Source organism: Pseudohalocynthiibacter sp. F2068, from assembly GCF_023015645.1.
GTDB classification, from domain to species: Bacteria; Pseudomonadota; Alphaproteobacteria; order Rhodobacterales; family Rhodobacteraceae; genus Pseudohalocynthiibacter; species Pseudohalocynthiibacter aestuariivivens.
Genome location: NZ_JALKAK010000011.1, coordinates 113,007 through 133,894 on the forward strand (window position 1 = coordinate 113,007; position 20,888 = coordinate 133,894).

Annotated in this window: 21 protein-coding genes; 15 read left to right on the forward strand and 6 right to left on the reverse strand. The window is 53.1% G+C overall.

The features are described from left to right. Positions 1 to 144: 144 nt before the first annotated feature. The 7 genes from rpiA (at position 145) to MWU63_RS14025 (ending at position 6,845) form a co-directional block, all read left to right on the forward strand. Positions 145 to 927, forward strand: a complete 783-nt coding sequence (gene rpiA, locus MWU63_RS13995) for a ribose-5-phosphate isomerase RpiA (RefSeq protein WP_213890611.1) — start codon at positions 145 to 147, stop codon at positions 925 to 927. A gap of 15 nt (positions 928 to 942) precedes the next feature. Beyond that, positions 943 to 2,304, forward strand: coding sequence for a glutathione-disulfide reductase (gene gor, locus MWU63_RS14000; RefSeq protein WP_213890612.1), 1,362 nt, complete (start codon positions 943 to 945; stop codon positions 2,302 to 2,304). Positions 2,305 to 2,370: 66 nt separating this feature from the next. Next, entirely contained in the window at positions 2,371 to 3,498 is a 1,128-nt protein-coding gene (gene hflK, locus MWU63_RS14005) for an FtsH protease activity modulator HflK (RefSeq protein ID WP_213890613.1), read from the forward strand. Next, a complete protein-coding gene (locus MWU63_RS14010) occupies positions 3,498 to 4,367 on the forward strand; it encodes a protease modulator HflC (RefSeq protein ID WP_213890614.1) in 870 nt (289 codons plus the stop codon). Before hflK ends, MWU63_RS14010 begins: the two co-directional genes overlap by 1 nt. Positions 4,368 to 4,380: 13 nt before the next feature. Continuing rightward, positions 4,381 to 4,575, forward strand: coding sequence for a DUF2065 domain-containing protein (locus tag MWU63_RS14015; protein ID WP_213890638.1), 195 nt, complete (start codon positions 4,381 to 4,383; stop codon positions 4,573 to 4,575). Positions 4,576 to 4,793: 218 nt separating this feature from the next. Then, positions 4,794 to 6,206 (forward strand): Do family serine endopeptidase, encoded by a 1,413-nt coding sequence (locus tag MWU63_RS14020; RefSeq protein ID WP_213890639.1) that lies wholly within the window; start codon positions 4,794 to 4,796, stop codon positions 6,204 to 6,206. Between the two features lie 105 nt (positions 6,207 to 6,311). Beyond that, entirely contained in the window at positions 6,312 to 6,845 is a 534-nt protein-coding gene (locus tag MWU63_RS14025; protein WP_213890615.1) for a GNAT family N-acetyltransferase, read from the forward strand. 6 nt (positions 6,846 to 6,851) lie between these two features. Here MWU63_RS14025 and MWU63_RS14030 read toward each other — a convergent pair whose 3' ends face one another. Then, positions 6,852 to 7,319 (reverse strand): peptidoglycan-binding protein, encoded by a 468-nt coding sequence (locus MWU63_RS14030; protein ID WP_213890616.1) that lies wholly within the window; start codon positions 7,317 to 7,319, stop codon positions 6,852 to 6,854. Positions 7,320 to 7,578: 259 nt separating this feature from the next. On the opposite strand from MWU63_RS14030, the gene MWU63_RS14035 reads away from it, so the two are divergent. Together MWU63_RS14035 and MWU63_RS14040 are read left to right on the forward strand one after the other, a co-directional pair. Continuing rightward, a complete protein-coding gene (locus MWU63_RS14035; RefSeq protein WP_213890617.1) occupies positions 7,579 to 7,902 on the forward strand; it encodes a 2Fe-2S iron-sulfur cluster-binding protein in 324 nt (107 codons plus the stop codon). A 1-nt stretch (position 7,903) separates the two neighbouring features. Beyond that, entirely contained in the window at positions 7,904 to 8,605 is a 702-nt protein-coding gene (locus MWU63_RS14040) for a VCBS repeat-containing protein (RefSeq protein ID WP_247078397.1), read from the forward strand. 92 nt (positions 8,606 to 8,697) lie between these two features. Here the strand turns inward: MWU63_RS14040 and purD are convergent, their stop codons facing one another. Continuing rightward, positions 8,698 to 9,960, reverse strand: a complete 1,263-nt coding sequence (gene purD / locus MWU63_RS14045; protein ID WP_247078399.1) for a phosphoribosylamine--glycine ligase — start codon at positions 9,958 to 9,960, stop codon at positions 8,698 to 8,700. 70 nt (positions 9,961 to 10,030) lie between these two features. Between purD and xseA the strand changes: the two genes are divergently transcribed. Beyond that, the gene (gene xseA, locus MWU63_RS14050; protein ID WP_213890620.1) at positions 10,031 to 11,590 is read left to right on the forward strand and encodes an exodeoxyribonuclease VII large subunit; all 1,560 of its coding nucleotides are present in this window, start codon (positions 10,031 to 10,033) and stop codon (positions 11,588 to 11,590) included. A 61-nt stretch (positions 11,591 to 11,651) separates the two neighbouring features. Here xseA and MWU63_RS14055 read toward each other — a convergent pair whose 3' ends face one another. After that, on the reverse strand, positions 11,652 to 11,984 hold the full coding sequence (locus MWU63_RS14055) for a hypothetical protein (RefSeq protein ID WP_246531795.1): 333 nt from the start codon (positions 11,982 to 11,984) through the stop codon (positions 11,652 to 11,654). 105 nt (positions 11,985 to 12,089) lie between these two features. Beyond that, on the reverse strand, positions 12,090 to 13,175 hold the full coding sequence (locus MWU63_RS14060) for an alkane 1-monooxygenase (RefSeq protein ID WP_213890622.1): 1,086 nt from the start codon (positions 13,173 to 13,175) through the stop codon (positions 12,090 to 12,092). Between the two features lie 180 nt (positions 13,176 to 13,355). Between MWU63_RS14060 and MWU63_RS14065 the strand changes: the two genes are divergently transcribed. From MWU63_RS14065 to MWU63_RS14080, 4 genes are all read left to right on the forward strand, one after another. Continuing rightward, on the forward strand, positions 13,356 to 15,041 hold the full coding sequence (locus tag MWU63_RS14065; RefSeq protein ID WP_213890623.1) for an NAD(P)H-dependent oxidoreductase subunit E: 1,686 nt from the start codon (positions 13,356 to 13,358) through the stop codon (positions 15,039 to 15,041). Between the two features lie 97 nt (positions 15,042 to 15,138). Further along, a complete protein-coding gene (gene ftsY / locus MWU63_RS14070; RefSeq protein WP_247078408.1) occupies positions 15,139 to 16,377 on the forward strand; it encodes a signal recognition particle-docking protein FtsY in 1,239 nt (412 codons plus the stop codon). 76 nt (positions 16,378 to 16,453) lie between these two features. Further along, complete coding sequence (locus MWU63_RS14075; protein ID WP_213890625.1) at positions 16,454 to 17,356, forward strand: EamA family transporter; 903 nt, start codon at positions 16,454 to 16,456, stop codon at positions 17,354 to 17,356. Positions 17,357 to 17,367: 11 nt separating this feature from the next. Beyond that, on the forward strand, positions 17,368 to 17,985 hold the full coding sequence (locus MWU63_RS14080; RefSeq protein ID WP_247078410.1) for an inner membrane-spanning protein YciB: 618 nt from the start codon (positions 17,368 to 17,370) through the stop codon (positions 17,983 to 17,985). 12 nt (positions 17,986 to 17,997) lie between these two features. On the opposite strand, the gene MWU63_RS14085 is transcribed toward MWU63_RS14080, so the two are convergent. Continuing rightward, positions 17,998 to 18,705, reverse strand: coding sequence for a glutathione S-transferase N-terminal domain-containing protein (locus MWU63_RS14085; RefSeq protein ID WP_213890627.1), 708 nt, complete (start codon positions 18,703 to 18,705; stop codon positions 17,998 to 18,000). 325 nt (positions 18,706 to 19,030) lie between these two features. Next, positions 19,031 to 19,633: a LysE family translocator gene (locus MWU63_RS14090; protein ID WP_247078412.1), complete on the reverse strand. Its 603-nt coding sequence runs from the start codon at positions 19,631 to 19,633 to the stop codon at positions 19,031 to 19,033. 90 nt (positions 19,634 to 19,723) lie between these two features. On the opposite strand from MWU63_RS14090, the gene MWU63_RS14095 reads away from it, so the two are divergent. Then, positions 19,724 to 20,596, forward strand: a complete 873-nt coding sequence (locus MWU63_RS14095) for a LysR family transcriptional regulator (RefSeq protein ID WP_213890629.1) — start codon at positions 19,724 to 19,726, stop codon at positions 20,594 to 20,596. Positions 20,597 to 20,888: the final 292 nt, after the last annotated feature.

Below are 20,888 nucleotides of genomic sequence, written 5' to 3' on the forward strand. Positions count from 1 at the left end.
GACGATATTTGCGCCATAGAATTGCGAATTTTGTATATTTGGTGTGTGCACCGTCAGAGATCAGTCACAAGAGCGTCATTTCCCCCCTCGCAGCCCGGCGTGACATTTCGTATAAGGCGATAAGCATTTTAAGGAGTCGCTGCCATGACCGGAGAATTGTCACCAATCGACAAGGCAAAATTTGTTGCCGCCAAGCGTGCCTGCGACTACGTCGAAGACGGGATGCGCGTTGGTTTGGGAACAGGGTCAACGGCTGCGTGGATGGTGCGTTGTCTGGGTGAATTGGTACGGGATGACGGGTTGAATATTGTCGGCGTACCGACCTCAAGCCGCACTGCCGATCTGGCACGCCAGGTAGGGATCAATGTCACTTCGCTTGACGAGGCCCGCTGGCTCGACGTGACAATTGACGGGGCTGATGAATACGATGGCAACCTCAACCTTATCAAAGGCGGTGGCGGCGCATTGTTGCAGGAAAAAATAGTGGCAACCGCCAGCGATCAGATGGTTGTCATAGCTGATATTTCCAAAAAAGTTGAAACACTTGGTGCCTTTCCGCTGCCAATAGAAATCATTCCTTTTGGCTGGCAGACAACCAAGGCATTGGTTGAGGAAACGCTGATCGGTCTTGATGTTCTTGGCCGCACTACGACATTGCGGATGAATGGTGATGCTGCCTTTGTGACGGATGAAGGGAACTATATTCTTGACCTTCATCTTCACCGGATCGCAAACCCGCGCCAGATGTCACTGGTGATCAACCAGATACCAGGTGTGGTAGAAAATGGGTTGTTCATTGATATTTGTGACGCAGTTGTGATCGGTTATGGGAGTGGAAAAGTCGAAGTACATGACATAAATGCGGGGACTGTCGAAGAGGACAAGATAGACTTTGTTGAAAGCGCGAACCTCTTCTCTGATCTTTAATCCGAAGGGTGCTTCATGACTTTTGACTATGATTTATTTGTAATTGGCGGTGGTTCTGGTGGAGTGCGGGCAGCACGTCTGGCAGCAGGCGACACTGGTGCTAAAGTGGGCTTGGCCGAAGAATACCGTATGGGCGGAACTTGTGTGATCCGTGGGTGTGTTCCGAAAAAGCTGATGGTTTTTGCGTCCACCTATGGTGAAACAATTGAAGACGCCCGTTCCTATGGCTGGGCTGACGCCGAGGCAGGAAGCTTTGACTGGCAAGTGTTCCGTCCAAAACTTCGGGCAGAACTTGATCGGCTGGAAGGTGTTTACCGCAATGTTCTGAAGACAAACGGAGTCACAGCCTATGACGCGCGCGCAACTGTCGTGGATGCGCATACGATTGAACTGTCTACCGGCGAACGATTTTCAACAAAACACATCCTTGTTGCGACAGGTGGCCACCCGTTTGTGCCAAATATTCCGGGGGCAGAACATACGATTACGTCGAATGAGATATTCCTGCTCAATGAGCTTCCTAAATCTGTTCTGATCGTGGGCGGCGGTTTTATCGCCTGTGAGTTCGCCTGCATTTTGAATGGTTTGGGTGTTGACGTTACCCAGTATTACCGCGGCGAGCAGATTTTACGCGGCTTTGATGGCGAAGCACGCGGTCATATTTCAGATGAAATGCGCGCGAATGGAATAAACCTCCATGTTGGAACAGATGTTATTTCGGTTGAAAAGGTCGAAGATGGCCTGAAAGTCGTTGGTACAAATGGCGACGAAGCGGTCTATGATCATGTGATGTATGCAACGGGCAGGGTGCCGAATACGTCAAACCTTGGCCTCGAAAACGCCGGCGTTGCGCTGGGCCGCAAAGGCGAAATTATTGTCGATGAATATTCGCAAACTGCGGTACCATCGATTTACGCAGTCGGCGACGTGACAAACCGGATCAACCTGACACCTGTCGCCATTCGTGAAGGTGTTGCTTTCGTTGAGACAGTATTCAAAGGTAACCCGACGGCACCGGACCATGATCTTGTCCCATCCGCCGTTTTTACCCAGCCTGAATTTGGAACGATTGGCCTGACAGAAGAAGAAGCAGTTGAACAGGGCCCGATAGAAGTGTACTCAACAGCGTTCAAGCCGATGCACTCCAGCTTTGCCGGGCGTGAAAACCGGGTGATGATGAAACTTATCGTATCTAAAACGGACCGGCGGGTGTTGGGCTGTCATATCGTCGCAGATCACGCTGGCGAATTGATCCAGTTGGCAGGCATAGCCGTAAAGATGGGTGCAACCAAAGAAGATTTTGACCGTACGGTAGCCGTTCACCCGACGATGTCCGAAGAATTAGTAACCTTAAAGACACCCGTGCGCGAAACTTGAAAATAGCGTAGAGATAACCACGTAGAACAATAAGTAATTGACCAAAAAAAAGGGGAACATACCCGAATGTCAGGAAATAATGGCGGCCCGTGGGGCGGCGGAGGATCAGGCGGCGGTGATGACGACAACCGCGGCGGCGGTCGCAAACCCGGTGGCGAAGGCCCTCAGATTCCGGAAATCGATGAACTTGTAAAGAAAGGCCAGGAGCAGCTACGCGTCCTTATGGGCGGGCGTGGCGGCGGTGGCCGGGGTAACAAAGGTGACAGCGGTGGACCCAAGTTCACCCGCGGAACTTTTGGGCTGGGTTTTCTTGCCCTGATTGGGCTCTGGGCCTTTGCATCCTTTTACTCGGTGAAGCCGGAAGAAAAGTCAGTTGAACTGTTTCTTGGCGAATTCTTGGAAATTGGCAATCCGGGCCTCAACTTCGCACCCTGGCCGGTTGTGTCAGCAGAAGTCATTCCAGTAACGCGCGAGCAGACGGAAGACATTGGTGTCGGTGCCCGTGGTTCTGATGCCGGACTTATGCTGACCGGCGACGAAAACATCGTTGATATTGATTTTCAGGTGGTCTGGAACATCAATGATCCTGCTAAGTTCCTGTTTAATTTGGCTGAACCAGTACTAACAATTCGCGCTGTGTCTGAATCGGCCATGCGCGAAATCGTTGCGCAATCAGAGCTCGCGCCGATTTTGAACCGGGATCGTGAATCGATCGCGACCCGGCTGCTTGAACTTATTCAGCTGACGCTTGATAGCTACAGCAGTGGTGTGACAATCGTACGGGTCAACTTTGACCGTGCTGACCCACCTGAAACGGTGATTGCATCTTTCCGCGATGTTCAGGCTGCGGAACAGGAACGTGACCGTCTGCAAAAGCAAGCTGACGCCTATGCCAACCAGGTGCTTGCGGGTGCCCGTGGTGAAGCAGCGCAGGTTCTTGAGCAAGCCGAAGGTTACCGCGCCCGCGTGGTGAACGAGGCCGAAGGTGAAGCCAGCCGCTTTAGTGCTGTTTTGGGCGAGTATCTAAAAGCGCCCGAAGTGACGCGCCGTCGTCTTTACATCGAAACGATGGAAGAGGTGCTGGGCAATGTCGACAAAATGATAATTGACGGAGATTCATTTGGTGAGGGCGGTCAGGGTGTTGTGCCTTACCTGCCGCTGAATGAATTACGCCGTAGTGGGGGAAATAACTGATGCGGAAATCTACCTTAATCCTACCTGCTATCGTCGTCGTCGTTGCGGGTTTGCTATCATCGGTCTTTATCGTAGACGAACGTGAAACGGCTCTCGTACTTCAGTTTGGTCGCGTGGTTGCTGTCAAAGAGGATCCAGGGCTTTCCTTTAAGATTCCTCTGATTCAGGAAGTTGTCACCTATGACGATCGTATCCTGAGCCGGGATATCGACCCGCTGGAAGTGACGCCAAAAGATGACCGGCGGCTTGTTGTTGATGCGTTTGCCCGCTACCGGATCGTTGATGTCAATCAGTTCCGGCAGGCTGTTGGCGTTGGCGGCATCCCGGCTGCAGAAACGCGTCTCGATTCAATTTTACGATCAAAAACACGGGAAATTCTTGGTTCTGTAACATCCAATGACATCTTGTCGTCAGACCGGGCTGCGTTGATGTTACGCATTCGCAATGCTGCAATTACAGATGCGCGCGCACTGGGCCTGGATGTGATCGACGTACGTTTGAAACGCACCGACCTTCCGCGCGAAAACCTTGAGGCAACATTTGCAAGGATGCGGGCCGAACGGGAACGTGAGGCAACGGATGAACGGGCACGCGGTAACGAGGCGGCGCAGCGAATTCGTGCGCTTTCTGATCGTACCGTGGTTGAACTGGTCTCGGATGCAAAGCGCCAGTCCGAAATTATCCGTGGTGAGGCGGACGCACGCCGAAACGCAATTTTCGCCGAGGCTTTCGGCGCGAACCCTGAATTCTTCGAATTCTATCGCTCACTTGGGGCATATCGTGCTGCGCTACAGGGAAGCAACACGATGCTTGTTCTGTCGCCTGAGAGCGAGTTCTTTGGCTACCTGAAATCCGCAACGCCAGAGTAAAGAGGCCAGAGTGATCAAAACGATTTTTCTGGCAATTGGACTTGTTTTAGCTGCTGAGGGGCTGGTGCTTGCACTGGCCCCTTCGCGTGTTGAGGATATGCTTGCAGCGTTACGTGATATGCCGGTCGAGACACGCCGTCTAATTGGCCTGATCGCCGTTGCAGCAGGAACATTGGCAATCTGGCTTGCGAAGTCGGCTTTTGCTTGAGAATATGGGCGATATACTGCCATGCTCACGCGCATTTTATGTTTTAAGATGCAGTTAATGCTCTGACAGAGTTGAAGTTGCACCAATAAGACCAAGATATAATAAAACTGGAGCCGGAAAATCCGGTTATCGTTGAGCCAATACAAAAGGAGTTCACTGTGAAACCTCAGGCTATTCCCCTTTCCGTACGCAACATCGCGCCGGTACGGGCCTTTTGGATGCTTGTGATGGGATTTGCGTTAGTCATAGCGCAAACGCTTTCTGCAGCTGCCCGCGGCGCACCCGAGAGCTTTGCCGATCTGGCCGAGCAAATCAGCCCCGCTGTAGTGAATATTACGACGACGACAGTCGTCGCGTCCCGGACCGGACCAAATTTGGGGCCAATTGTTCCGGAAGGCTCTCCGTTTGAAGAGTTCTTTCGTGACTTCAACCGGCGCAACAATCAGCAAGGTGAGCGACCCCCACGCCGCAGTCAGGCATTGGGGTCTGGTTTCGTTATTTCCGAGGATGGTTTCATCGTCACCAATAACCATGTCATCGAAGGTGCAGACGAAATTCTGATCGAGTTTTTTTCGGGTGGAGAACTGCCCGCGACTGTCATTGGGACCGATGCAAATACCGACATCGCACTTTTGAAAGTTGAAAGCGACGAACCGCTGGATTTCGTATCCTTCGGTGATAGCGACATCATGCGTGTTGGCGATTGGGTTATGGCGATGGGTAACCCGCTTGGTCAGGGATTCTCCGTCTCTGCTGGAATCGTTTCTGCCCGCAACCGGGCGCTTTCGGGTACCTATGACGATTATCTTCAGACAGACGCCGCGATTAACCGGGGTAACTCAGGTGGTCCATTGTTCAACATGGAAGGCGAAGTTGTCGGCGTGAACACCGCGATCTTGTCACCGAATGGTGGGTCCATCGGGATCGGTTTTGCGATGTCATCAGCTGTTGTAAGCCGGGTCGTGAACCAGTTGCAGGAATTTGGTGAAACGCGCCGTGGATGGCTTGGCGTTCGTATTCAGGATGTGACGGAAGATGTGGCAGAAGCACTGGGACTTGAGACAGCCGCAGGAGCGCTGGTTACCGATGTTCCAACGGGCCCTGCCGAAGAAGCGGGTATGGAATCGGGCGATGTGATCATGTCTTTTGATGGTCATGAAGTCTCAGATACCCGTGATCTGGTGCGTCAGGTTGGCAATACCGCAGTTGGCAAAGCTGTTCGGGTCGTCGTATTCCGCGAGGGTGGAACGCAAACCCTGCTTGTGACTTTGGGCCGCCGTGAAACCGCAGAAGGTGCAGAGCCGGCGTCAGCCACTCCTGAGAAAGTACCAGCGAACCGCGACCTTCTTGGTCTGAGCCTGTCTGAGATGACGGACGAATTGCGTGAACAGCTTGGCCTTGAGAAGGCTACCCAAGGCCTTGTGATAACCAATGTCGCCGAAGATTCTGCTGCCTTTGGGAAAGGTCTGCGCAGTGGTGACGTGATCACCGAGGCCGGTCAGCGGCAAGTGCGCTTAATTGCAGATCTGGAAGAGCGGATCAACGATGCGCGCGACGCCGGACGCAAATCGATTCTGCTTCTGGTACGTCGCGAGGGAGAGCCAAGGTTTGTGGCTCTGCCGCTTAGCTGACGTTAACCTCGACAGCAAATATATAAGGGGCTCCTTCGAGGGCCCTTTTTCATAGAGGGCTTCTACTCAAGGAATTCTGAGTAAGCATCTAAGGAATTCGAGAATATGAGTTCACACCCGAAGAACAGGCAGATCAAAATTCGCCCTTTTGAAGACAATGATGCCGGGCAGGTCCGAGATCTGTTCATCAAGGTCAACCGCCTGCTCGCACCACCTCAACAAAAAGAAGCGTTTGAAGGTTACATTACCCGCTCCCTGGCCGAAGAAATTGATCGGATAAGTGACTACTATGCCCGAATAGAGGGTGGTTTCTGGGTGGCGGTGAATGGTGAAACTATCGTCGGTATGTTTGGTCTTGAACCGTCGTCATCAGAGGCAATGGAATTGCGCCGCATGTACGTTGATCCGCAAGCCCGGCGCCTGGGGATAGCGCAAAAAATGCTGAGTTTCGCGGAAGATGAATGCCGACGGCGTGACCGGCCAAACATGGACCTGAGTACATCGGAGTTACAGGGCGATGCGCTCAGGTTTTACCAAAAATGCGGCTATCAATTGGTGCGCGAAGAAATAGCGGATACTGCCAGCAACAAGACATTGGGCGGCGGTATCCGACGCTTTCACTTCACCAAGAAACTTTGACAATTTCTATTCAGCCCTCAGATCATACGCAATCAGGCCCAGTTGGCGTGCGGTATCAAGTGCGATAATACTGCTGTCACGGCCCTGTGGTGCTTGATAGGCACGGATCGCGGTGCGCGTACGCGCGTCAAGCACACCGCTGATCGGGCCACGATAAAACCCCCGCACGATCAAAGCGCGTTGCAGCGAAGACAGGAATTCATGGTCTAGCTGGTTTGCGCAGGGCGTTTGAAACCTTAATTCCTGACGTGGTTGCACGATTTTCTGGTGGGTTTGTGTTGAATAGATTGCCGGGCTGGTCACGCTGCCGTCCTCTGCCCGAATTTCCGACTGAACCAGGATTTGTTCCGTGACCGTTTCCAGGACTGCTGGGCTTTCGTCGATCCCCCAACAACTACCGCTTGGTGCGCCCTCGGGTGCCGCTGCGGGTGTGTAGGCGACGTTACTGCCCCTTTGTGCAAGCGAACCTGTCATCGTAGCCGCCTGACAAGCGGACAACATCAGGGTCACAAGGACCAATGGTGTATTTTTTCTGATCACTGCTCTAAGCGCTCTCTGATGACGCAAGTTGCCGGACAATAGCCCGTTTTGTCATCGGACAAAAGAAAATTGGCAACCACCCCGCCCGGAACCGACGTTAATTTGAACACAGAATGCAAAAGAGTCTGGCATAGAAAGCGTTGCGCCGCTAAAGGGGGTCTGGAGAAAAATCTGCTCTAGGGAAATGAAGCGAATGGCAAAAATCACCTATATCGAATTTGGCGGCGTTGAACATGTTGTCGAAGTCGCAAACGGGCTGACTGTGATGGAAGGCGCGCGCGACAATAACATTCCCGGCATCGAAGCCGATTGTGGCGGAGCCTGCGCCTGCTCAACCTGCCATGTTTACATCCACCCGGACTGGGCAGAAAAGCTGCCAGTAAAAGATGCGATGGAAGAAGACATGCTTGATTTCGCCTATGAGCCTGATGCCGACCGGTCGCGTTTGACCTGTCAGATCAAGGTTACTGATGCGCTTGACGGGCTGATCGTTCAAATGCCTGAAAAGCAAATCTGATATGCTGCGGGCGGGGCTTTTAGGTCTGTCCGTATTATGCGCCGCACAAGTCAGCGCGGCAGAGATTATTTCTGCGCGCTATGCCGAACCTACGACACGCTATGGTCATGGCATCCTTGGGGACGCGATTGAACATGGCGCGCTAAGATTGCGACTGGCGGATGGCCAGCGGGTCATTATTCGGCTTCCAGATACTCATGTGTTTGAAGATACAGCCCCCCGTCTTGCCGACGTCGACAATGATGGCACACCAGAGGTGATCGTCGTTGAAACCGATGTGGCGCGCGGTGCTTCGCTCGCGATTTACGACGAAACCGGCAAGGTTGCGGAAACTCGGCACATAGGCCGCCCTAATCGGTGGCTGGCCCCGGTCGGTGCCGCTGATCTGGATGGGGATGGCTATGTGGAGATCGCTTATGTTGATCGTCCACATCTTGCGAAACTTCTAAAGATCTGGCGTTTCAGGGACGGCAAACTGGAACAGGTTGCCGAAATATCAGGCTTAACAAACCATCAAATCGGCCAGCGCGAAATTTCTGGTGGTGTGGCCTCCTGTCCGGATGAGCCAGTTCTGGTGACCGCCAATGCAAATTGGACAAAGGTTATGGCAACGTCCTTCAGGAATGGTGCCTATGTATCCGTGCCTGTTGCAGATTTTTCGGGCCCAACATCTTTCGAAAACGCCGCGGTCTGTTCCAAATAGAATACCCCAAACCTACCTCAGCTTAAGCCATATATGGTTGCACGTTGGTGCGTCTTATTTGAAGTTATGATCTAGCGTTTTTGTCCGCGATTTTAAAGCCCACGCCAGCCAATATCTGACCGGCAAAACCCTTCGGGCCAATTAATCTGCTCAACCATCGCATAGGCGCGGTCGCGCGCTTCCGAAAGGCTTGCACCGCGCGCCGTCACGTTTAACACCCGACCACCGGTTGCAACGGTTTTGCCATCTCTCTCGGATGTTCCGGCATGAAATACCATCTCGGAACTTGTTTCAGGCAAACAGCCCAATCCACTTATGACGCTGCCCTTTTCGTAAGCGCCGGGGTATCCCTTGGCGGCCATCACGACGCTCAACGCATGATCGTCTGCCCAGTTAACGCGCGCTTCGTTCAATCGCCCCTCGGCGCAGGCAAGAAGCAGATCAAGCATCTGTGCCCCCAAACGCATCATCAGCACCTGACATTCAGGGTCACCGAAACGCACGTTGTATTCCACCAGTCGGGGTTGGCCGTCTTTGATCATCAGGCCCGCAAACAGAATTCCCTGAAAGGGTGTGCCGCGTCGCGTCATTTCGGCAATTGAGGGAAGGATGATTTCGTCCATGGCCTTGGCCACAACCGCATCATTCATCACGGGGGCAGGGGAATAGGCCCCCATACCGCCAGTGTTTGGCCCTTCGTCGCCATCATAAGCGCGCTTGTGATCTTGCGCTGTGCCAATCGGAAGGGCAGTTTTACCGTCACACAGAACGAAGAAAGATGCTTCTTCTCCATCCATAAATTCTTCGATCACAACCTCGGCACCCGCTTCGCCAAACTCACCGCCAAACATGTCGTCAATCGCGTCAAGTGCGTTAGCTTCTTCCATCGCGACGATCACGCCTTTACCTGCTGCCAATCCGTCGGCCTTTACAACAATCGGCGCGCCTTCTTTGTGAATGTAAGCCTTTGCTGCTTCGGCGTCGGTGAACCGTGCGTAAGCGGCAGTTGGTGCTTTAGCCGCATCGCAGATCTCTTTGGTGAAGGATTTTGACGCTTCCAGCTTTGCGGCCTCAACAGACGGCCCAAAGCACAAAATCCCGGCTGCGCGAACAGCATCTGCCACACCCTCGGCAAGCGGCGCTTCCGGGCCAACGACCACAAAATCCACTGTGTTTTCTTCTGCAAAGACGGCAACAGCAGCCCCATCCATAATGTCGAGGCTGGCACATTCCGCGATTTCCGCGATCCCCGCATTGCCGGGGGCGACGATCAGCCGGTCACACTTTGGGTTCTGCTTGATTGCCCAGGCAAGCGCATGTTCCCGCCCGCCGCCACCTAAAATCAGGATGTTCATTGCCCACACTCCTTGGCCTTCGCTTGGCGGCGTTCTAAGGTGCAGGCGAGCACATGACAAGCGAGCAGAGATGTCTGACCTGATTGATGACCCGGCCGAAGGCCTGAACGCCCCGGAATTCACCGTGACCGAAATTTCGGGCGCCGTGAAACGTACCATAGAAAGTTCGTTTTCCCGCGTCAGGGTCAGGGGCGAAATTGGTCGGGTCTCGATGCCGCGCTCGGGCCATGTCTATCTGGACCTTAAGGATGACCGCTCGGTTCTTTCTGCCGTTATCTGGAAAGGCGTCGCCGGACGTCTGCAGACGCAGCCGGAAGAGGGGATGGAGGTTGTCGCGACAGGAAAACTCACGACTTTCGGCGGGCAGTCAAAATACCAGATGGTGATTGAAGATATCGCTCCCGCCGGAATGGGCGCGCTGATGGCGATGCTTGAAAAGCGCAAAAAAACGCTTGAGGCAGAAGGTCTTTTTGATCCCGGGCGAAAGAAAGAACTGCCTTACCTGCCCGAGGTAATCGGCGTAATCACCTCGCCTTCAGGTGCTGTGATCCGCGATATCCTGCATCGTCTGCGGGATCGTTTCCCGCGCAAGGTTCTGCTCTGGCCCGTGGCGGTGCAAGGTGCGAAATGCGCGCCCGAAGTCACGCGCGCTATCGAAGGTTTCAACGCGATGATGTCTGGTGGCGCGATCCCACGGCCCGATTTGCTGATTGTTGCCCGTGGCGGTGGCTCGATCGAGGATCTCTGGGGCTTCAACGAAGAAATCGTTGCTCGCGCAGCGGCGGCCTCTGATATTCCCCTGATATCCGCCGTCGGGCATGAGACAGACACCACTCTGATTGATTTCGCATCCGACATGCGCGCACCCACACCCACAGCAGCAGCAGAGCTTGCAGTCCCGGTGCGGCTCGAGCTTCTGGGCTGGGTCGGAGAGCAGGAGGCGCGTCTAGCCCGTGCGCTCAGCCAAAGCATAAACCAACGCCAGCAACGCCTGCGCGATCTTGCACGTGCTTTGCCAAACCCGCAGGCACTGGTCGATCAGGCATCGCAAAAGTTCGACTTTACGGGGGGCCGTCTTGCGCCCGCCTTGCAAAAAGCGGTTCAGGTCAAACGGCTCGCGCTTGAAAAACGCGCGGCTCCGCTTCAAGGGGCGACACTTGCCCAACGTATTCGCCATGAAGATACCAGATTAAAGTCAATGGCGAGGCGCCTTGCATCTGGGTTATCAAGCAACACGAAAACTCAGCGCCGTGTGTATGACAAAACTGCTCAACGTTTGCGACCGTTGGCATTGAAACAGGAAGTTGACCGCAAAAAGACCGCCTTTTCAGCGCTGTCCCAACGTTTGTCGATCTCTGCACTCAATCAAACAAATACCTGGCGGAATCGCATAGATGCGTTGGAACGTTTGCACCAGACACTCGGATACAAAGAAACTCTGAAACGCGGCTATGCGGTTGTGCGTAGCCAGGATCATATCGTCACGTCAAAAGTTGAGGCGGAAAAAGCCACCGAGCTTGAGATCGAGTTTCAGGATGGTCGCCTCGCCACCGGGCCATCGGCCAGTCCCAAACCATCGCGCAAAGCAAAGCCATCCCCACCAAAACCTGATCAAGGCAGCTTATTCTGATCGACCCCGCACTCTTTCTTTTTCCAGAAAATATCCCCGCCGGAGGCTTCTGCCTTCCCGGCTAAGCGCCAACGTCAGGCCCAAGGCAATACAGCGATTGCTGACTTTGATTCAGCTCGTAAAGCGTCGTTGCGGCTGGATCGTTTTCAAACCGTGCCACCATACGCCCGTCATCCAGATAAAAAGACCAGCATTGTGGCGAAAGGTCCGCTTCATAGACAAAACAGATCAGATCCAACTCAACAAACCACTCGCCATCAATGCAATGCCCATCCAAAAAAGACCAGCGCACCCGGCGCCCTGGCAGGTATTCTTCTGCGCCGTAAGGTGTTGATTTCAAACCATATGAAAAGGTTCTCCCAACAGTGTACTCGTCAAACTGTTCAGGGGTCATCAATGTCTCCGCAGATAGCGGCGTAGCTAAAAACAGACAGAGCAGGGCGATTTTTTCCATGCTCTACTGTGCCAAAAATCGTTCAATCTGACCAGACAAGATATCTCAGCTCGCAGGTAACTTGCCAATTGAGGTAGAGGGGTTCACTGTTTTTGCGACGTCCTGCCAATGCGTTACCAATGGATCCATCTTTCTTCTCCAATACTGCGGAAACAGCGCAAGGAGTGCCATGATCGGCATGCTGCGTGGCAGCGTTGGGGCGGTTTGAGGCTGAGGCAATGAAAGTGACGGAAAGGGTTTTGCCGGGTTTTCATGGTGGTCGCTGTGTCGTGGAGCATGAAGCATCATAAGGCTTGAATACCAATGCGGTGCGTTCCAACTGTGATGCGCAGCAAGCGGTTCAAGCTTTCCGTTTTCATGCATTGCGCGCGATAATCCATAGTGCTGCACGTAGTCTGACAACATCAACTGGACCTGCGCGTAAAACGCAAGCGCCAGTAGGGCGATACAGCCACCAAAACCACCGATCATAGCGGCAACAAACAGAAAACCGAAGGCACCAAGGATGTAGCTAATGTAGGGGTGCGCAAATTGTGATTTTCCCGAACGTCGCAGCATTTCGCGATCAATTTCGAACCCCGCCTGAAAAGATCCAAACCAGGCGCGCGGCAGAAAGCGATAAAATGATTCGCCTAGTTGCGCGGAATTCGGGTCGTGGACGGACCCCACAAACCGATGGTGAATCAGCCTGTGCGCGGTTGTGTGATGCCCGAACAGAAGCGAGATAAACACCCATTTCCCAAGGTTAAATCCCAGGTGGTCGGGGCGGTGAATTAGCTCATGCGCGTTCGAATTGCTGATTTGTCCGAAGTACAACCCAAAGCTCAGGAAGACCCCTGCTTTTTCCGCTCCCGTAAGACCGCCATTTGACGAAAGGGTCCACACGGCTGTTGCTAACAAAAAGAAATGCAATATCGCCAGGGCGTTAGATAGAATCAATGCAAAATGAACGGTTGACGTCGTGGTGTTTGGGCGCAGTGCAAAATCAAACAGATGATCCAGAAAATAGGTTGCGAACGTCAGCGTGATGATCGCAAAAAGCACCCAAATGCCGCCATGAAATGCCCCCGTCACTAAAAAGGGAACAGGCAGCAACGTCGCAATTGAAAATGCTAAAACCGGACGGGCCATACTGCTCTTCCTTTTTTCCCAAACTAGCATGATGTAAAGTCTAAATGAAAAATCCGGCTTTTTTCCGACCTTTCCAAAATTCAGGTTGAACGCATATGGCGGCGTCAGTGTCGTTTTTGACATGGCGGTCTGGTGGTGTGCCGGGCTAAAGTCGGGAAAGATTATGAACAGGCGGCTGATATGGCATTGGACGAACGTAAAGGCGTATGGAAATCTGGCAAAGGCAAGGGCCGCAAAACCCCCAAGGGTCGGCAGCTTGACGATCATGCTTGGGAAGAGGTTCGTGCCCTACTTGGTGACAGTCCCCGACGCCGCGATTTGCTGATCGAATATCTGCATCTTCTTCAGGATGAATATGGCCACCTTTCCGCGGCACATCTTCGCGCATTGGCTGAAGAGTTGCGTGTCGGGCAGGCCGAGGTTTACGAGGTTGCAACCTTCTACGCCCATTTTGATGTTGTGAAAGAGGGGGAAACGCCTCCACCCGCGCTCACGATCCGGGTTTGCGACTCTCTTTCGTGCGAACTTGCGGGCGCTGAGCAACTGCAAAAGGCCTTGGAAGATGGGCTTGATGCATCCAAAGTGCGGGTTGTGCGCGCGCCGTGCATGGGGCGGTGCGACACTGCTCCGGTACTGGAACTTGGCCACAATCATATCGATCATGCGACCGTCGAAAAAGTAGAGGCAGCGATTGCCGCGAAAGACATTCACGCGCATCTTCCCGACTATCAGGACTTTGCAACCTACAGCGCAGAAGGTGGTTATGAAAAACTGGCGGAGCTTCGCAAATCAGGTGATGCAGAGGCTGTGCAGGACAGCTTGCTTGCGTCTGGCTTGCGCGGTCTTGGTGGTGCTGGCTTTCCTTCGGGGCGTAAATGGTCATTTGTTCGGGCGGAAAACGGGCCCCGTTATCTGGCGGTGAACGGGGACGAAGGCGAACCCGGTACCTTCAAAGACCGGTATTATCTGGAACGCACCCCGCATCTTTTTCTGGAAGGTATGCTGATCGCCGCCTGGGCGGTCGAGGCGGAAACCTGTTTCATCTATATGCGCGATGAATACCCGGCAGTGCTTGAAATTCTGCGCCGCGAGATCACGGCGCTGGAACACGCGGGCATTGTTGCCTCTGGATATATTGATCTGCGCCGTGGAGCTGGTGCCTATATCTGCGGTGAAGAAAGCGCGATGATCGAAAGCATCGAAGGCAAGCGTGGTATGCCACGCCACCGCCCACCTTTTGTGGCGCAAGTCGGCGTGTTTAACCGCCCTACCCTGGTTCATAATGTTGAAACGCTGCTTTGGGTGACGCGGGTCTTGCGTGAGGGTGCTGAAGTGCTGTCTGGCGTTGAAAAAAATGGCCGCAAAGGGCTGCGCAGCTATTCCGTCTCTGGTCGCGTAAAAAACCCCGGCGTGCATCTGCTCGCCGCAGGCTCGACTATTACGGATGTTATCGAAGCGTCAGGTGGCATGCTTGGTGGTCATACCTTCAAGGCCTATCAGCCCGGTGGTCCATCCTCCGGTCTGTTGCCTGCGTCGATGAACGACATCCCGCTTGATTTCGATACTCTGCAGCCGCACGGCACCTTCATCGGCTCAGCCGCTGTTGTCGTTCTGTCCGATCAGGACAGCGCGCGTGATGCGGCTCTCAACATGCTACGGTTCTTTGAGGATGAAAGCTGTGGTCAGTGCACACCATGCCGTGTTGGTTGTGAAAAGGCCGTGAAACTGATGCAAGCTGAGCATTGGAATCAGGACCTGCTGGAAGAGCTTTGTGTCGCGATGGGGGACGCTTCGATTTGTGGTCTGGGGCAGGCGGCACCTAACCCGATCCGGCTGACAATCAAACATTTTCCGGAGGAAATCTGACGGATGCGCTGCTGACGCGTAAAATCTGCACCTCGCGGGGCTTCCATCCGGGCCTGTCGTACAATAGGTGAAAGAACAGGTTTAAAAGGCGCTGAAGATGTCATTTTTCAAAAAACTCAAGTCCCGCTTGTTCAAGTCCTCTTCCAAGATCGAAGAGGGGTTGGATGCAATTGTTGAAGACGGCGGTGAAGAAGAGGTGCTTGACGAACAGTTGATGGTTGAGGAAGGACTTCCAGAGCCAGAGCCAGAGCCAGAGCCAGAGCCAGAGCCAGAGCCAGAGCCAGAGCCAGAGCCAGAGCCAGAGCCAGAGCCAGAGCCAGAAGTGATTGTCGAAGAGGCGCCCGCAGAAAAGATTCTACCGGAACCGGAACCGGAACCGGAACCGGAACCGGAACCGATGCCCGTGCCGCAGCCCACTCCGGCACCTGCGCCAAAGGTTGCAGAAAAGAAACCCGGCTTTATCGGGCGCCTGCTTGGCCGTGGAGAAGCTAAAACCGTCATCCGGCGCGAGCTTGATGATGCCATGCTGGAAAGCCTCGAAGAATTGCTGATTACCGCTGATATGGGGGTTGATACCGCGATGCGCGTCACCGCCAACATGGCTGAAGGGCGGTTCGGTAAAAAACTGTCGACCGAAGAAATCAAACTCCTGCTTGCGGCTGAAGTGACCCGGATCATGGAACCCGTGGCGAAACCGATGCCGATTTACGAGAAGAGACCGCAGGTCGTTCTGGTTGTCGGTGTAAACGGCTCTGGCAAAACCACAACGATTGGCAAGCTTGCCAGCCAGTTTCGCGCAGCCGGTAAAAATGTGGTCATTGCTGCGGGTGACACGTTCCGCGCTGCCGCTGTTGAACAGTTACAGATTTGGGGCGACCGCGCCGGTGTGCCGGTTCTGACAGCGCCGGAAGGGTCTGATCCTGCCTCACTGGCATTCGAGGCAATGACAAAGGCCGAAGCCGACGGTGCGGACCTGCTTTTGATTGACACAGCTGGCCGTTTGCAAAACCGTGCCGACCTTATGGAAGAACTGGCGAAAATCGTTCGCGTCATTCGCAAGAAAGACCCAAGCGCGCCGCACAACACGCTGCTGGTACTGGATGCAACGACAGGCCAGAATGCGATCAACCAGGTTGAGATTTTCAGAAAACTTTCCGATGTCTCAGGGCTTGTCATGACCAAACTCGATGGCACCGCGAAAGGCGGGGTGCTTGTTGCGTTGGCGGATAAGTTCGGCCTACCTATTCATGCAATTGGTGTTGGCGAACAAATCGATGATCTTGCCCCCTTTGATCCCGAAGAATTTGCACATGCTCTGACGGGGCTGGATGCGTGATCATTTCGCGCGGCCTTAGTGCGTTGCGCCGTGATGTTCTATTTTGCGTTTCGACGGTTAAGCAACTGATTTAGGGATGAGTGATTGGCTGATCTCACTTGAAGGAACCGAAGCCGGGCATCAAGTCGCAATGTTTCTCGCGATATTTGCGGCGCTGCTACATGCCATCTTTGGTGCGCTGCAAAAAGGGCGGCATGACCCCTGGTTAACGCGTGGCGCGATTGATGTCAGCTATCTCATCATGTCGGCCCCCATTGCGTTCTTTGTCGTGCCCTGGCCCGAGCCCTATATGTGGCCAATCTTCTTTGGGGCCTTTGTTATCCACGTCGCTTACAAGGTGACGCAAGCGCAGGCTTATTCACTGGGGGCTTACACGGTGGTCTATCCTGTCGTGCGTGGCATGGGGCCGCTGTTCACCGTGATCGGCGCGTATTTTGTTTTTGGTGAAACGTTTACTTTTACACAGTGGTTTGGTGTTGGTGTTCTCGTAAGCGGAATATTCGGGCTTGCGGCGTATAACCTTGCCCATACAATTCTTGCACGTGAAACGCTGATCAAAGCGCTTTTTATGGCTGTGATCACTGGCGTTACTGTTGCCCTCTACACGACCTATGACGCCTACGGAATCCGCGCGACTGCGGACCCGTTCACCTTTCTGGCGTGGTTTTTCATGATTGACGGGTTGGTCATGCCGGTAATTGCGCTTCGGCGTTGGCGGCGGATGGAGAACGCTCCCGCCGTATTACCCTTGCTTGGCCGCGGTGTTATCGGTGCCTTCGTTGCCTATGGTAGTTTCGGGTCGATTTTGGTAGCAACGCGCCTTGATAACGTGGGCGAGGCGGCCGTCTTGCGCGAAACTTCTGTGGTTTTTGCGGCATTAATTGGCTGGTTTTTCCTGAAAGATACCGTCGGACCCCGTAGATTGGCCCTGATGGCCTTGATTGCGCTGGGCGCAGTCATAGTTGAGATGGGTAGTTAAGGAATATCTGAATGGCCGAGAAAAAAGTTAACCCCATCCTGAAGCTCGTGCTGGAGCTTGGACCCATCATTGCATTCTTTGTCGGTTATGGTCGGTTGAAAGAGCAGGTTTTTACCATCGGTGGCGTCGAATACAGTGGGTTCATCGTGGCGACCGCTACCTTTGTTCCGCTCTTCATATTTACGACATGGCTTTTGTACTGGCTGACGGGGAAAGTCTCCAGAATGCAGCTTATGACGCTGGTTCTGGTTGTTGTTTTTGGCGGACTCACGATTTGGTTCAATGACGAACGGTTCTTTAAGATGAAGCCGACAATGATCTATCTGCTGTTTGCAGGGATGCTTGGTTTTGGCCTGTTGCGGGGGAAAAGCTATCTGAAACTTCTGATGGAAGAGCTTATGCCGCTTCGAAACGAAGGCTGGATGATTCTGACCAAGCGAATGGCCACTTTCTTTTTCGGCCTTGCTGTATTGAACGAGGTAATCTGGCGTACAATGTCGACAGATGCCTGGGTCAACTTCAAGACCTTCGGTCTGACGGCCGCCGTTTTCCTGTTTTTTATGACGCAGAGCCGCCTGTTTCAGACCTACGCGGTTGAGGAAGAAGACGAAGCTTCCCCCTCAGCCTAGCAATACCAGCATTTAAGCCGGGCGTTTAAACAGGATGTCCTGCGCTTTCTTGTCCGTTTGAAGGTTTGAGCGCAGCTCGGCTGCAACGGCGCGCCCCTCAATCACACCGGGGCGTGCGCTAACGGTGTCAAGCCAGCGTGCCAGGTTTGGCTTGTCATCCAGCGTTTGTTGCTGTCCTTCCCAAAGCGACGCCCAGGGCCAGATCGCCATATCCGCGATTGAGAAAAAATCACCCGCTACAAATTCATTGCCTTCCAGCTGTCGGTCCAGCACACCATAAAGTCGCGCCACTTCATTCCGATACCGGTCTTTGGCATAGGGGAGGTCGTTGGGGGGCTCCATCGCGGGGGCATATTTCAGGAAGTGATGCGCCTGTCCGGCCATTGGGCCAACTCCGCCCATTTGCCACATCAGCCATTGGTCAACTGCCACGTGCTCGCGTTCTGTCTGGCCACCGAACTTGCCGGTTTTCCGCGCGAGGTACTGCAAAATTGCGCCTGATTCAAAAACAGAGATCGGTTTGCCGTCCGGACCATCGTGATCCACAATCGCGGGCATCCGGTTGTTCGGCGCAATTTTCAGAAATTCAGGGTCGAACTGTTCGCCTGCCCCTATGTTCACGAGGTGCAATTTGTATGGCAGGTCCATTTCGGCCAGCGCAATGGAGATTTTCCAACCATTCGGGGTTGGCCAGTAGTAAAGATCAATCGGGGCGGTCATTCATATCATTCCTTATACGTCAGGGTGATGATCCTGTTTTTCTAGCGAAGAGCAAGGGCGCTTTGCTTGTGTACAATGCAAATAACGGTGACTGGCTGGCTTTCAAGCGGCTAGGTGCAAAAGTAACTTTCCTTTTGGAAACCTGGGGTGCGGACATATGAACTTATCGAAGGCGTCAGATGACGGCTATGAGCCCAAAACGGGTAGGATTTCTAAGGTGCAACGAACGCCCGCTTTGGTGCGGATGAACCTCTAAATCTTCCGCTCTCAATTAACGTCTTTGCGAGGACAAACAGCCAAAGGCATGGCGCGACGGCACTAGCGGTTACGACCCGATGAGGAATTTTTGCACTACGAGCAAACAAGCCAAAACAATGAGAATGATGCCGAGTACAGCGTTGAAAATGATGCGCCTACGTAATGTGTCCAAGAATCTTTCGATTTGGCTACCAAATACGGCCCAGCTACCAATGCCGAAGAAGCAAATGATGCAATACAAAACAACGAAGAAGAACAGGTCTGGTCTCGAAGACTCTAAGTTGAAGACAGACACTGCCGCAATGCAAGCCCCCCATGCTTTTGGGTTCATCCATTGCAACGCCGCGCCCTGCCAAAAGCTGGGAGCAGCATGATCTACGGCATCGATCTGCCCATCTGACGTAACCAGTTTGTAACCAAAATAGATGATCAAGGCAGCGCCCAGTATCGTAAGAATATCAAGCAAAACACCCATTTTCTCGGCGATGACCTGTAGCCCCAAGCCGAGGAGCAGGAGAAGCAGTGTGAAACCAATGGTCGCACCGCTGACAAAACCGAACGCCTTTCTGACGCCATGGTTCACCCCAGTTGATAATGTAATCAGATTAACTGGTCCTGGAGATATTGACATGGTTAGTGCGAAGAGCGCCATAGCATAGGCTTGAGTCATAGATGCATCCCTTTTGGTCGCATCATAGGTTACCTTTTACTGTGTAAATAGATTGCCAATATTGACCACACTGTATAATTTAATTGCACAATGATTGATCGTTTGAAATCGCTTGCAGTATTTGCCAAAACCGTTCGGGAGGGAAGCTTCAGAGGGGCTGCTCGACAGTTGAAGCTAACACCATCTGCCGTGAGCTATCATGTCCGCATTCTGGAAGAGACAGTCGGTGTTCCACTGTTGTACCGTTCAACTAGAAGCCTAAACACCACTGATGCTGGCGAAGCTTTGTATAGGTCGGCATTGGATATGCTTAATGCTGCGCAATCCGGGCTCGACTTAGCAAACAGGTTTGAGACCCATCTCAGCGGGAAGCTGAAGGTTGCGTTGACGTCTGCCATATCCCAATCTTACTTATCCGAACGGATCGGCGATTTTGCCAAGGGCTACTCAAACGTCGATCTTCACCTTCATTATGACAATCGAGAAAACGATCTGATTGATGAGCAGTTCGATCTGGCGCTTCGGATCGGAAAGCTAAAAGACTCTGGTCTCAAGTGTAAACTATTGTGGGAAATGCCGCGTGTCTTGGTCGCCAGTCCCAAGCTCCTTGAAGGTTTAGATCACGTATCAAACATCAAAGCGTTAGAGAAACTATGCTGGATCAAGTTTGAGGGCATGGAGGAAAATCGTAGCCTCACAGATAAAAATGGTAACAATCTCACTGTTCATCAGTTCGGAAACATAACTGTAAACAGCATCGAAGCCATGGTGGATTTGACAATCTTGGGGGCTGGAATTTCTTCTCCCCCGACGCATTTTGTGGAAGATCATCTGCGTGATGGGAAACTTGTCAAGCTGCTCCCAGATATGTTGGTACACCCCTTGCCTGTGTATGCGATCTGGCCTCCAACAAAGATCCCAAACCCAATAACTCGACTTTTTCTTGATCATGTTACTCAATAACCGAGTTGAAGGTTTTCAGTCGACAACGCGCCGCGTAATATTGGACCTTTCAAACCACATAGCACCTATTCCTGGAGACGGGGATGTTCCGGAGTATGAGAAACTGCCCAAGCAGGGCGGGACCATCCCCGCGCCGCTTTTGTTTGTCAGGTTGAGAATGTCGAGAGCAGCCATTGGCACACGCGCAGTGAAAGGTCACTTTGTCCGGCGGTTTCAACGGGTGGTCGCAACACTTTAGTCTTTTTGGAAAGATGGAGTGTTAGAGATGAAATATCGGACGCGGACGTTTTAC